Raw genomic sequence first — 13,037 nt, forward strand, 5'->3', positions numbered from 1 at the left:
ACCGCAATGGTCGCGTTACCTTCAAAGAAAAGAGAGCAGGATGCTTGCCACCATCAAAAATTACCCCCGCACGGTGAATCTGTTGCTGTCCGCCACGTTGCTGCTGACGTTGGCCAAGGCGATCACCTTTCCGTACCTGGTGATCTACCTCACCCGCCACTTTGCCCTCGACATCAGCCAGGTCGGCCTGGTGATCGGCAGTTCGCTGATTGTCGGCTCGTTGCTCAGCGTGTATGGCGGGTTCCTTGTCGATCGCGTCAACAGTTACCGTTTGCTGCTCGGTTTGAGCCTGGTGTTTGTACTGGGCTTTATCGGTACGGTTGTGGCGCAGAATATCTGGGCGTTCTACAGCTGCCTGATCCTGATCAACCTGGCCTATGCGGTCATCGATATTGCGATCAAGGCCGGCTTCGCCAGCTTGCTGCCCGAGGATGGGCGCAGCGAAGTGTTCTCGATCAAATATACATTGACCAATATCGGCTACGCGGTGGGGCCGTTTTTTGGCGCGATGGTGGCGACGCTGGATATCAGCCTGCCGTTTATACTTTCGGCGCTGTTGGGCGTGGGATTTTTCCTGCTGTACTGGCGTTTGGGCGACCGCACATTGACCTCCGTCGACGCCACGCAAAAACCGGTGCCGTTCCTCGCCGTGGGCCGTGTGCTGCTCAAGGATCATCGCCTGGTGTGCTTCACCCTCGGTGGCCTGCTCAGTGCGGTAGTATTCGGCCAATTTACGGCCTACCTGTCGCAATACCTGGTGACTACCACCACTGCCGAATATACCTACACTGTAATCAGCGCCGTGCTCACCACCAACGCCGTGCTGGTGATTGCCTTGCAGTACCTGATTGGCCGGCGCATCTCGCACCGTTACCTGAGCCAGTGGCTGATCGCAGGTTTGGGCATGTTCATGCTGGGGCTGATTGGCTTTGCGTTGGCCAGCAGCGTGATGTGGTGGGTGCTGGCGATGGCGGTGTTTACCGTGGGGGAAATTATTGTGTTCCCGGCCGAGTACATGTTTATCGACCGAATTGCGCCCGACGCCCTGCGGGGGATGTATTACGGCGCGCAAAACCTGTCCAATCTCGGCGCCGCCTTGGGGCCGGTGTTATGCGGGATGGTGCTGGCCAGCCTGCCGGCGCATTACATGTTTTATATGCTCGGAATGTTTATTGTCGGCGGCGGGGTGTTCTATTTCATTGGGGCGAAGCTGAAGGCAAGTCATCCAGCGTGAGCTTGCCGACGTTGTTGCTTTGCAGCTCATAGCGCAATTCATCCACCATTTTCGCCACTTCCTCCGGGGTCTGCAGCCGTTTGGTGCTGATCCCGGTGACCACCAGATCGACCCGTCCGGTTTCGGCGTCGAATACCTTGAGGGTCAAGGATGCATCCCGGCACAGGGTGAATTCGCAGGTCAGCGGCGACAAGCCTTCTTCGATGCAATTTCGCAGTTGAGAGAGGGTAAACATGCAGGTTCCTTCAAGGCACGGAGACGATGCCTTAAAGGTTATTGATTAGCCTGCTGCCTCATAAGGCGAATTAGCACTAGCTGCACTAGTGCATTTGCACTCTTAACGTTTGTTCTTTATCCGTACTTCACCGGCAAACAGCCCGCGTTCGCGGGCCCAGACGATGGCCGTACTGCGGCTGTGCACGCCCAGCTTGGAGTACACCGTCGCTACATGGTTGCGAACGGTGTTGGGTGCCAGCTTCAGGCGCGAGGCGATCTCCTTGTCGGCCAAGCCCTCGCAGATCAAGCCCAGCACGTCGCGCTCACGAGCGGTGAGGTCGGTAAAGGAAACGTTGGGCAGGTCAGGGCTGTTGACGCTTTTGGCATTAGCGAGTTTTTCGATCAGGGTCTGGCTGAACCAGGAGGTGTCCTGCATGACTTCCTCGATGGCCGCCACCAGTTCCAGCTCCGAGCGTTTACGTTCGGTGATGTTCATGAATACCAGCAGGTAGCACGGCATGTCCTGGATGATCACGGTGTCGGCAGACACCACGCAGTCGATCACTTCATCGCCTTTCTTGCGCACCTTGAGGTCATGACCTTCCAGGTTTCCGGCTTTCTCCAGGGTCGCGAACAACTGGGCGCCAGCCTGGGGGCTGTCGATGAAGTCGATGTCTTCGATGGATTTGCCGATCAGTTCTTCACTGATATAGCCGGTGATACTCATGAACGCTTCGTTGATATCCACCACCTGGCGATTGGCGGCGTTGCACACCAGGGTTGGCACGGGCGTCAGGCGGAAGGACTTGGCGAAGCGTTCTTCACTCTGGCGCAGGGCGATTTCCGCTTTGCGTCGCGGCTCCAGGTCCATGAACGAAAACAGCATGCAGTCCTCTTCGTTCATGTCCAGGGGCTGGCCGGCGACGATCACCAGCTTGCTGCCGCCTTCGGGCAATCGCAGCTCTGCCTGCATCTGTGGAATGGTCGAGCCTTGCCCCAGCCGCTCAATGGCCAAGTCCTTGCGTTCGGCCTGTTCGAGCACGTCCAGTTCATACACGGATTTACCGATGACCTGGTCGCGGTTGTAGCCGGTCATCTCCAGGAAGCCCTGATTGACCTTGATGTAGCGCAGGTCGCTGAGGCGGCAGATCACGGCGGGCGCGGGGTTGGCGTTGAAGGTTTTCTCGAAACGCTGCTCGGCACTCGCCCATTCGGTGGCGTCACTGAGGATCAGCACCAACAGTTCCGGCTCGCCGTGCGAGTCGGTAATTACCAGGCTGCGCAGGCGGTGAACCCAGGTCTTTTCTTCATCCGCCGTGGGAATGACTTCCACGATCACGTCGCTGAACTCATCACCCGCCGCCGCGCGGGCGAGGGGGTAGTTATCCAACTGCAGCGGGTGGTAATTGCGATAACGCAAGGTGAAGCGCTCGGCGTATTCCTGCCCATTGGCGCCCAGCCCCATGACGTCAGTGACGCCGTGCATGGTCAGTGCGGCTTCGTTGGCCCAGAGAATGGTCTGGTCGACCTCGGCCAGGATCACGCCGTCGGACAACCCGGAGATGATCTGCTGCAGTTGGCGGCGGTTGGTTTCTTTGGCAAGAACATCCTGTGTCATAGGTTCTCCAAGGTGTGGACGCATGGGTTTTACGACATCCCCGGTTCAGGATAGTGCAGAGAAGCTGTCTGAGTGGAGTGCATATGGGCCCCGTCGCGTGCCATTGGCTTGTTGCGGTTTACGGTAAGGACGCCGCCTGTGTGAACGCGTAAAATGCCGGCATTTCACGCGTTTCACGCAAGGGTGCCCTTTGAGCGCAAGCAAAACCGTCGGACTGTTACTACTCACTTCCCTGCTGGCGGCGTGCGGCACCTCGCCGCCACGCACGCCCAATGATATCTGCGGCATCTTTCGCGAAAAGGATGACTGGTACGACGCCGCCAAGGTCACGCAAAAACGCTGGGGCGTGCCGATCCAGGTGCCATTCGCGATCATGTATCAGGAGTCGGGCTTTCGCTACGACGCCAAGACCCCGCGTAAATACCTGTTGTGGATCATTCCCTGGGGGCGCGTTTCCACCGCTTCCGGCTATGCCCAGGCCAAGGACGAAGTGTGGAATGACTACCGCAAAAGCACCGGCCGCAGCGGCGCCGATCGCGAGGATTTCGACGACGCCATCGACTTTATCGGTTGGTACATGGACAAGACCTACACCATCAATGGCGTCTACAAGTACGACGCCTACGGCCAATACCTGAACTACCACGAAGGCTGGGGTGGCTATCGCCAGCGCACCTATGCCAGCAAAGCCTGGCTGCCGCCGGTGGCGAGCAAAGTGCAGGCCCGTTCGCAGATGTATGCGCGGCAGTATGCCGGGTGCAAGGATGAATTGGGGCGAGGGTTTTGGAGTCGGTTCTGGCATTGGTTATAGAGCCCGGTGCTGGATGCACGCGAATCAAAATGTGGGAGGGGGCTTGCCCTAATGCCAGTCAGTTAAGGCTTTTTGTAGGAGCGAGCTTGCTCGCGAAAAACGTCAACGATAACGCGTGCTTCCTGAATAAACGCGGTGCCTGTGAGTTTTTCGCGAGCAAGCTCGCTCCTACAGACGGTGGTGTACGCTTAACTGACTGGCATTAGGGCTTACCCCCTCCTACATTGGATCGCGTGGTCATGACACTTGCCAAACCCACCCGGTTCTGGGAAAACCGCAGCCTTTCGCGCCTTCAATGAGAGCCCCATGAGCAACGACGAATTGCAGATCACCGACATCCGCCTGGGCGACGGCAAAGCCGTGGTCAAGGGCGCGCTGATCACCACTCAATACACCGGCACCCTGGAAGACGGCACGGTGTTCGATTCGTCTTGGGAGCGGGGCAAACCGTTTCAGTGCGTGATTGGTACAGGTCGCGTGATCAAGGGTTGGGACCAGGGATTGATGGGCATGCAGGTTGGCGGTATACGCACGTTGTATGTACCGGCGCACCTGGCCTACGGCGAGCGCTCGATGGGTGCGCATATCAAGCCAAACAGCAACCTGCGTTTCGAGATTGAATTGCTGGAAGTGCTGACGCGGGATGATTGAAGAGGTTGAACATGGAGGTTGAGGACGGTTCCAGTAAGCGCGTTCCTGAACCCATCCTGAAGAAACTTCTTATTCACCATGTGGAAACTTTCCTACGGTTTACTCTGCATAAATCGCGGCGTAAGCTTCGCGCGTTTTCATCAATAGCGGAGACCCTCAGTGGGTACTTGTTCGAGTGACAGTAGTCGGCCGGTTTCAGTAACCGGCACATACTTGGCAAGGTAACGCGCATTTTTTCGATGCCGTTGTCTCGCCAGAAAAGCGAGAAGCGGCATCCCGGCAGCAGCCATTCCTGGCGCCTGCCTGATCCCTCTCATCGACGCTGACCAGCACCCGAGTTGCCTCGGGAGGCTACGGACGCGCCTGCCTTTTACGGTGGGCGGGCCAGGTTCGGCTGCGCCTGTTCGGCAGGCGCAGTGCGGATGGGCGGTACCTGCACGAGGGTTTTTCATCGCGCAGGAGTAACACCATGAACCTCACGCTGCTCAAAGAGTTCTTCGCCGGTTTTCTGCGGACCCGGCATATCGCCCGGCATTTTCGGCGCCTGACGATGCTGGAGACCGTGACCGACGCCAGTGTCAGCCGCGAAGTACCGCCTAGCCTTGCGCAAACCCTGGTGGCCGCAGCCAACGGCAGTGCCGTGCAGCTGCTGGGCATGTTGGGCAGCCACGCCGAGGGTTTGAGCACCCAGGAGGCCGACGCGTTGCGCGGGCAATATGGGCTCAATGAAGTCGAGCACGAGCAGCCGCTGCCTTGGTGGGTGCACGTGTGGCACTGCTATAAAAACCCGTTCAACCTGCTGCTGACGTTGCTGGCGGTGATCTCCTGGCTGACCGAGGACATGAAGGCCGCTTTGGTGATTTTCTCCATGGTGGTGCTGTCGACCCTGTTGCGCTTCTGGCAGGAGGCCAAGTCGAACAAGGCCGCCGACGCCTTGAAGGCCATGGTCAGCAACACGGCGACAGTGTTGCGCCGGGACGCGCCCAAGCGCCTCGAACTGCCGATCAAGCAACTGGTACCGGGCGATCTGATCGTGCTGTCGGCCGGGGACATGATTCCCGCTGATTGCCGCGTACTCAGTGCCAAGGACCTGTTCGTCAGCCAGGCAGCAATGACCGGTGAATCGATGCCGGTGGAGAAGTTCTTCCAGCAGCAGGATGCCCAGGCTCGCAACCCGCTGGACTTGGAAAACATCCTGTTCATGGGCACCAACGTGGTGTCCGGCGCCGCCACGGCGGTGATTCTCGCCACCGGCAATCACACGTACTTCGGCGCCCTGGCGCAACGCGTCACGGCGACCGACCGTGCCACCACCTCGTTCCAGCAGGGAGTCAACAAGGTCAGCTGGCTGTTGATCCGTTTCATGTTCGTGATGGCCCCGCTGGTGTTGTTCATCAACGGGTTCACCAAGGGTGACTGGACTGAAGCCTTGCTGTTCGCGCTGTCGATTGCCGTGGGCCTTACCCCGGAAATGCTGCCGATGATCGTCACCTCGACGTTGGCCAAGGGCGCGGTGTTCCTGTCGCGCAAGAAGGTCATCGTCAAGCGCCTCGACGCGATCCAGAATTTCGGCGCCATGGATGTGTTGTGCACCGACAAGACCGGCACGCTGACCCAGGACAGGATTTTCCTGGCGCGCCATGTGGATGTGTGGGGCCAGGAATCCGAGGATGTACTGGAAATGGCCTACCTCAACAGCTACTACCAGACCGGTTTGAAAAACCTGTTGGATGTGGCCGTGCTCGAGCACGTCGAAATCCATCGTGACTTAAAGGTCGGTACCGCGTTCCAGAAGGTCGATGAGATTCCATTCGACTTCAATCGGCGTCGCATGTCGGTAGTGGTGGCGGAGCAGGACCAGCCGCATCTGCTGATCTGCAAAGGCGCGGTGGAGGAGATTTTGGCAGTGTGCAGCACCGTGCGCCACGGCGAGGTCAACGAGGCATTGACGGACGAGCTGTTGGCACGCATTCGCCAAGTGACTGCAGCGTTCAATGACGAGGGCCTGCGGGTGGTGGCCGTGGCCGCACAACCGATGGCGCCAGGTCGCGATACCTACAGCCTGGCGGATGAAAACAACCTGACCCTGATCGGCTATGTGGCCTTCCTCGACCCACCCAAGGAAAGCACCGCGCCTGCGCTCAAGGCCCTGAAGGCCCATGGCGTAGCGGTCAAAGTGCTGACGGGCGACAACGAACGGGTCACCGCAAAGATCTGCCGTGAAGTCGGCCTGGAGCAGCAAGGGCTGCTGATGGGTAACGACATCGAGGACATGAGCGACGCCGAGCTGGCCCAGGCCGTGGAAACCACCAATGTGTTCGCCAAGCTCACGCCCAGCCACAAGGAGCGCATCGTGCGCCTGCTCAAGGCCAACGGGCATGTGGTCGGGTTCATGGGGGACGGCATCAACGATGCACCGGCACTGCGTACGGCCGATATCGGCATTTCGGTGGACAGCGCGGTAGACATCGCCAAGGAAGCCGCCGACATCATCCTGCTGGAAAAGAGCCTGATGATCCTGGAGGAGGGCGTGCTGGAAGGCCGGCGCACCTTCGCCAACATGCTCAAGTACATCAAGATGACCGCCAGCTCCAACTTCGGCAACGTGTTTTCGGTGCTGGTGGCGAGTGCGTTTATCCCGTTTCTGCCAATGCTGCCGATGCACCTGCTGGTGCAGAACCTGCTGTATGACATCTCGCAGATCGCGATTCCGTTCGACAACGTCGACGAGGAGATGCTCGCCAAGCCGCAACGCTGGCAGCCGGGAGATGTGGGCCGCTTCATGCTGTTCTTCGGGCCGATCAGCTCGATCTTTGACATCACCACGTTCGCACTCATGTGGTACGTGTTCGATGCCAATACCCCGGACCACCAGACCCTGTTCCAGTCGGGCTGGTTCGTGGTGGGGCTGCTCACCCAGACGTTGATCGTGCACATGATCCGCACCCCGAAAATCCCGTTCCTGCAAAGCCGTGCGGCGATGCCGTTGATGGTGATGACGGGCGTGATCATGGCGGTCGGGATCTTCCTGCCGATGGGGCCACTGGCGCATTACTTCAAACTGCAGGCGCTGCCGTCGCTGTACTTCGTGTTCCTGCCAGTGATTTTGCTGGCGTACATGGCGCTGACCCAGGCGGTGAAGGGCTACTACATCCGCAAGTTTGGCTGGCAGTAGTTGCCGCAGCTGTCATGGAGGTTTTTTTATGCAGGCAATCAACAACATCAACCTCGACTCTCTGGTGGATACCGTCGTCAGCCTCACGGCGGCGTTCCTCCTCGGCGGCTTGATCGGCTTCGAGCGCCAGTACCGCCAACGCACCGCAGGCTTGCGCACCAATGTGCTGGTGGCGGTCGGCGCAGCGATCTTTGTCGACATGGCCAATCGCCTGGGCGGTGCGGAAGGCGCGGTGCGCGTGGTCGCGTATGTAGTGTCGGGCATCGGCTTCCTGGGGGCAGGGGTGATCATGCGTGAAGAGGGCAATGTGCGCGGGCTCAACACAGCTGCCACCCTCTGGGCATCGGCCGCAGTGGGAGCCTGTGCGGGGGCCGACCTGATCCTTGAGGCCTTGCTGGGTACGCTGTTCGTACTGGCCGCCAATACTTTGCTGCGGCCGATCGTCAACAACATCAACCGCCAGCCTTTGGACGTAGTCTCGGCCGAGGTCACCAACATCCTCTATGTCATCGCGCGGCGCAGCCAGCAACAGGCGGTCATGGTGCTGTTGGAAGCCGAGCTGGCGCGATGCAACTACCCGGCCAGTGATGTCGACGTAAGGCCGTTCGGCAGCGAAGAAGTTGAAATCGAGGCCACCCTGGCCGCGACGTCGGTCGACGGTGACGAGCTGGATGCATTGGTGGCGCGTATTTCCACCTCCAGCCTGGTGGTGCAGGCTTTCTGGAGCCCGAGTACCACCGACTGACCCGCCCGCCTGAAACCCCGTCGAGCCAATATCAGCTAAGCTTTTTTGCGAGGAAAAATCCTACAAGTAGTCAGGACTATCCCTTCAATCAAAACGTCATTGCATTGTTAAGGTTGGGCACTTACGGCTGGGCGCTCGTTCTCGTCCAGCCGTGATTGCTCGTGATGTTCAATGGAAGGGGCCAGGCTGCGAGCGGTTATCGTCCTGAGCGGGTGCAGTGCCGTTTGTCGGAACTGTCATTTCTCACAGGTACCTAGGTCCCGGTTGATGTGTAAGGGTACTTTGACAGCCTAGGGGTGTGTATGAGCAAAGCATTAATCGTGGATGACCATCCGTTTATACGTGCGACCGTCAAGCATTTGCTGAAGTTGGAAGGATTCGATGACATTTATCAGGCGGGTGACGGTGCAGATGCAATGCAGTTGGCGCGGGAGCAACGTCCCGAACTGATCATCCTCGACCTGGCGATGCCCAAGCTGGGTGGGTTGGAAGTTATCTGTCGGATCAAGTCCCTGGGCCTGCCGTGCAGGATCCTGGTGCTGACCTCCTACCTGGCCGTGTTTTTTTCCACCCGCTGCATGCGAGCCGGGGCCATGGGGTTTGTGGCAAAGACCGGCGAGCTGGACGAACTGCAAAAGGCCATCAGAGCGATCCAGTCCGGCTACAGCTGTTTCCCAAGCCTGCCTACCAGCTCGGTACGCCGTGACGATCTGCAAGAAACGGAGCGGCAGATGATCGAGTGCTTGTCGGACCGTGAATTGACCGTATTGCAGAAACTGGCCCTGGGGCTGGGCAACAAGGAAATTGCTGAAGACATGCTGCTGAGCCACAAGACGATCAGCACTTACAAAACACGCCTCAAGGAAAAGTTACGTATGTCCTCAGTGGTGCACCTGTCCAAATTTGCCCAGCGCAATCATCTGATCTGATTTGAAATGATCGCCATCGCGTTCAAGCGGTTCGCCACGATCCTCTGGTTGAGCCTGTTGCCCATGGCCGCGATGGCCTTTGACGAGCCCACGGTTTTACGGCTGTTGGGCCACTCTCGTATTGACCCTCCCGTCGTCACGCTGCAAGAGGCCGACTGGCGCTGGTTGCGCGAACGGCGCACCTTGCTGATGGGGGTGTCCGCTCCCGATTACGCCCCGTTTGACCTGACCAATAACCGTGAGGAGCTCGAAGGCATTACCGCCGATTTTGCAGCGCTGGTCAGCCAGGCCCTGAATATCTCCATTGAAGTTCGGTGTTACGAAACGCGCGATGAAGTGATCGAAGCCCTCAAGCGAGGCGATGTGGATTTCCTCGGCTCGGCCAATGGTTATGAAGCGGCCGACCCGCAACTGATCCTGTCCCGCTCCTACGCCAATGACCAACCCACCCTGGTGACCCGCACCAGCGATAGCCAGGCGCTGACCGAGGACCTGGCGGGCAAGCGCGTGGCGATGCTCTATCACTATCTGCAACCTGAGGTGGTACGAGCTTTTTACCCCCATGCCCAGGTGGAGTTGTTTTCTTCGGCCTTCGAGGCGATTGGTGCAGTAGCGTTTGGCCGCGCCGATGTGTATCTGGGTGATGCCATCAGCACCAATTACCTGATCCACCGAAACCAGCTCAATATTGTGCGCATGGCGGATTTTTCCACCCTTGAAGTCAACCCGTTCGCCTTTGCATTCACCCGGCAGAATACGCGGCTGCCGCCGATCATCAATGCGGCGCTGGAGGCGATTCCTGCCGGGGAGCAAATGGAAATATTGCGCCGCTGGAGCGGCGGCAACCTCGGTATCGTCGGTGCCGGTAGGTTGCACTTGAGTGCCAGTGAACAACGCTGGCTCCTCAAGCATCCACGGGTCAAGGTCGCGGTGCTGGACAAGCTCCTGCCGCTGTCGGTCATCGATGATCGGGGCCAGTTCGAGGGGCTGAGTGCCGAGGTGCTGTCGCGTATCAGCCTGCGCACCGGTTTGAAGTTCGACGTGGTACGGGGTAGCTCGATACCCCAGCAGATCGACCAGGTCAGTGCGGGCGCGGCGGATATGCTGGCGGTCGTGACCCCCAGTGTCGAACGCGCCGAAAAGGTGCGGTTCACCCGGCCCTACCTGACCAACGCCTTGGTGCTGATAACCCGAGGTGATGAACACAGCCCGGTTACATTGGAAGATATGGTGGGTAAACGCCTGGCGATGATCAGCGGCAACGGACTGCGCGATACGATCATGCGGGATTTTCCCGGCGTCGTGTTTATCGATGTGGACAGCGCGGAGCAGGCGATGGCGATGGTAGCCAGAGGCGAAGCGGAGGGGGCAGTCAATTCGCTGATCAGTGCGCGCTATATGATCGCCCGGTATTACCGCGACCGGTTGCGCATCACCAGTACGGTCGGCTCCGAGCCTGCGCGAATCACGTTCGGGGTCAACCGCAGTCAGTTGGAGCTTTATTCGATCCTCGATAAAGCGCTGCTGAGCATCACCCCGCAGGAAATGGATGAAATGATCACCCAATGGCGCAGCGAGGTGATCATCGAAGACAGCTATTGGCTACGGCACCGCAACATGATCATTCAGGGGTTTGGGCTGGCCGCGTTGCTGCTGATCGTCACGTTGAGCTGGGCCATCTACCTGCGCCGGCTGATTCGCAAGCGCGTCCAGGCCGAACGCGCCTTGAGCGACCAAATGCGCTTCATGAGCGTGTTGATCGACGGCACGCCGCACCCGATTTACGTGCGTGACCGGCAGGGGCGATTGATGGCCTGCAATAACGCTTACCTGGACGTATTCGGTTATAAGCTCGAAGACGTGATTGGTAAAACCGTGGTCGAAACCGACGCCGGCAACCTGCCCCAGGCTCAGTCGTTTCATCAGGATTACCTGCGCCTGATGGCAGAAGGCGAGCCGCAGATTCATGATCGAATACTCAAATTGCCCAACGGCGATGCCCTGACCATCTACCAGTGGATGCTGCCCTATCGCGACGGTGACGAGAAAGTGGTGGGCATGATTGCCGGTTGGGTGGACGTCAGCGAGCGCCAACAGTTGTTGGGTCAGCTGCAAGAAGCCAAGGACGAGGCTGACGCTGCCAACCGGGCCAAGACCACCTTCCTGGCGACCATGAGTCACGAGATCCGTACGCCGATGAACGCGGTGATCGGCATGATCGAGCTGGCCCTGAAGAATGCCGAGCGGGGCGTGGCCGACCGGGATGCCCTGGAAGTGGCGTCGGAGGCTTCGCGTGGCATGCTGGAATTGATCGGCGATATTCTCGACATCGCACGGATCGAGTCCGGTCATCTGTCGTTGGCCCTGGAACCGGCCAATCTGCACGAGTTACTGACCTCGGTGGCGCGGGTGTTCGAAGGTCTGGCGCGGGCCAAGGGGCTGGCGCTGCAGGTTGAACTTGATCCGTTGATCGACCGCGTGGTCCTGATTGACCCACTGCGTTTCAAGCAGGTGGTGTCGAATTTGCTGAGCAATGCCATAAAGTTTACCCACGAGGGCGAGGTCAGGCTCGGTGCTCATGCGGCGTTCGAAGGGGAGCATCTGGAGCTGAAATTCTGGGTGCAGGACACCGGAATTGGCATCAGCGCCCATGACCAGCTGCGCCTGTTCAGCCCCTTTATCCAGGGCAGCAATGGTGAACAGTCGGCACGTAGCGGCTCCGGCCTGGGGTTGGTGATCAGCCGCAACCTGTGCGAAATGATGGGGGGGCGACTGCACTTGAGCAGTGTGCTGGGGCAGGGCTCGCGGGTAGATGTAACGTTGGCCTTGGTCATGACCGCTGTATTGGCGCAGGAGGGAGCGTCGGCAAACCCTCCGGCAGAGCCGCCCGATGCCCTGAGTATCCTGGTGGTGGACGACTACCCGGCCAACCGCTTGCTGCTGGCTCGGCAGTTGAGTTTCCTGGGCCACCGTATCACCACGGCCGAGGACGGGATTCAGGGGCTCGAGCAGTGGCGTGCCGGGCAGTTCGATGGCGTCATCACCGATTGCAACATGCCGTTCAAGAATGGCTACCAGTTGGCACGGGACATCCGCGTATTGGAGCGTGAACGAGGCCTGGTGCCGTGCCTGCTGCTGGGGTTTACCGCCAATGCACAACCCGAAGAGGCCGAGCGCTGTCGGCAAGCCGGTATGGATGGGTGCCTGTTCAAACCCACCGGGCTTGACGATTTGCGCGTGGCGCTGGCGTCGCGCTCCACTTACGCCCTGAGCCCAGAGGCGGCAGCGTTTGATTTGAGCACCTTGATCGCGTTGACAGGCGAGGACCATCACGCGCTTACCGAATTGTTGACCCCCTTGCTCGACAGCCTCGAGGCGGACCGGGCGCTATTGCCGACGCTGCAACGCAAGGCCGACTTCGCCAGGCTGCACGACCTCGCCCATCGCGCCAAGGGCGGTGCCCGCATGGTCAAGGCACAGGTGTTGATCGCTCGCTGTGAAGCACTGGAGGCAGCCTGTGAAAGCCAGGACCGCAACGCGCTGGGGGTGGCGATCGGTGAGGTGGCGCAGGCGATGATCGCTTTGCATGAGGGGTTGAGTCTCCATTGCAATCAGCCTTGATCCCGATAACGACCATTCGGAGCTTTTGGGAGAAGTC

At 59.3% G+C, this 13,037-nt stretch carries 9 protein-coding genes; 7 read left to right on the forward strand and 2 right to left on the reverse strand.

Going from position 1 to position 13,037, the window contains the following annotated elements; all coding sequences use genetic code 11:
* Positions 1-40: 40 nt before the first annotated feature.
* On the forward strand, positions 41-1,234 hold the full coding sequence (locus C4J88_RS09535; protein ID WP_124406829.1) for an MFS transporter: 1,194 nt from the start codon (positions 41-43) through the stop codon (positions 1,232-1,234).
* Here C4J88_RS09535 and C4J88_RS09540 read toward each other — a convergent pair.
* The gene (locus C4J88_RS09540; protein ID WP_124370293.1) at positions 1,197-1,469 is read right to left on the reverse strand and encodes a DUF1652 domain-containing protein; all 273 of its coding nucleotides are present in this window, start codon (positions 1,467-1,469) and stop codon (positions 1,197-1,199) included. The genes C4J88_RS09535 and C4J88_RS09540 overlap by 38 nt on opposite strands.
* 102 nt (positions 1,470-1,571) lie before the next feature.
* The gene (locus C4J88_RS09545) at positions 1,572-3,068 is read right to left on the reverse strand and encodes a helix-turn-helix transcriptional regulator (protein ID WP_124370294.1); all 1,497 of its coding nucleotides are present in this window, start codon (positions 3,066-3,068) and stop codon (positions 1,572-1,574) included.
* 190 nt (positions 3,069-3,258) lie between these two features.
* On the opposite strand from C4J88_RS09545, the gene C4J88_RS09550 reads away from it, so the two are divergent.
* From C4J88_RS09550 to C4J88_RS09575, 6 genes are all read left to right on the forward strand, one after another.
* Positions 3,259-3,879, forward strand: coding sequence for a hypothetical protein (locus tag C4J88_RS09550; RefSeq protein WP_124406830.1), 621 nt, complete (start codon positions 3,259-3,261; stop codon positions 3,877-3,879).
* A 306-nt stretch (positions 3,880-4,185) separates the two neighbouring features.
* Positions 4,186-4,530 (forward strand): FKBP-type peptidyl-prolyl cis-trans isomerase, encoded by a 345-nt coding sequence (locus C4J88_RS09555; RefSeq protein WP_124366566.1) that lies wholly within the window; start codon positions 4,186-4,188, stop codon positions 4,528-4,530.
* 469 nt (positions 4,531-4,999) lie between these two features.
* Positions 5,000-7,705 (forward strand): magnesium-translocating P-type ATPase, encoded by a 2,706-nt coding sequence (gene mgtA / locus C4J88_RS09560; RefSeq protein WP_124406831.1) that lies wholly within the window; start codon positions 5,000-5,002, stop codon positions 7,703-7,705.
* A 28-nt stretch (positions 7,706-7,733) separates the two neighbouring features.
* Positions 7,734-8,450, forward strand: a complete 717-nt coding sequence (locus tag C4J88_RS09565) for an MgtC/SapB family protein (protein WP_124362147.1) — start codon at positions 7,734-7,736, stop codon at positions 8,448-8,450.
* 302 nt (positions 8,451-8,752) lie between these two features.
* Positions 8,753-9,379, forward strand: coding sequence for a response regulator transcription factor (locus C4J88_RS09570; RefSeq protein ID WP_124362148.1), 627 nt, complete (start codon positions 8,753-8,755; stop codon positions 9,377-9,379).
* 6 nt (positions 9,380-9,385) lie between these two features.
* Positions 9,386-13,000, forward strand: a complete 3,615-nt coding sequence (locus C4J88_RS09575) for a transporter substrate-binding domain-containing protein (RefSeq protein WP_124406832.1) — start codon at positions 9,386-9,388, stop codon at positions 12,998-13,000.
* The last annotated feature ends 37 nt before the right edge of the window (positions 13,001-13,037 follow it).

Source organism: Pseudomonas sp. R4-39-08 (assembly GCF_003852275.1).
Taxonomy (GTDB): Bacteria; Pseudomonadota; Gammaproteobacteria; order Pseudomonadales; family Pseudomonadaceae; genus Aquipseudomonas.

Excerpts from the sequence above, each read along its gene's own strand:
- C4J88_RS09535 (WP_124406829.1), top strand. The coding sequence starts at position 41 with ATGCTTGCCACCATCAAAAATTACCCCCGCACGGTGAATCTGTTGCTG.
- C4J88_RS09540 (WP_124370293.1), bottom strand. The coding sequence starts at position 1,469 with ATGTTTACCCTCTCTCAACTGCGAAATTGCATCGAAGAAGGCTTGTCG.
- C4J88_RS09545 (WP_124370294.1), bottom strand. The coding sequence starts at position 3,068 with ATGACACAGGATGTTCTTGCCAAAGAAACCAACCGCCGCCAACTGCAG.
- C4J88_RS09555 (WP_124366566.1), top strand. The coding sequence starts at position 4,186 with ATGAGCAACGACGAATTGCAGATCACCGACATCCGCCTGGGCGACGGC.
- mgtA (WP_124406831.1), top strand. The coding sequence starts at position 5,000 with ATGAACCTCACGCTGCTCAAAGAGTTCTTCGCCGGTTTTCTGCGGACC.
- C4J88_RS09565 (WP_124362147.1), top strand. The coding sequence starts at position 7,734 with ATGCAGGCAATCAACAACATCAACCTCGACTCTCTGGTGGATACCGTC.
- C4J88_RS09570 (WP_124362148.1), top strand. The coding sequence starts at position 8,753 with ATGAGCAAAGCATTAATCGTGGATGACCATCCGTTTATACGTGCGACC.
- C4J88_RS09575 (WP_124406832.1), top strand. The coding sequence starts at position 9,386 with ATGATCGCCATCGCGTTCAAGCGGTTCGCCACGATCCTCTGGTTGAGC.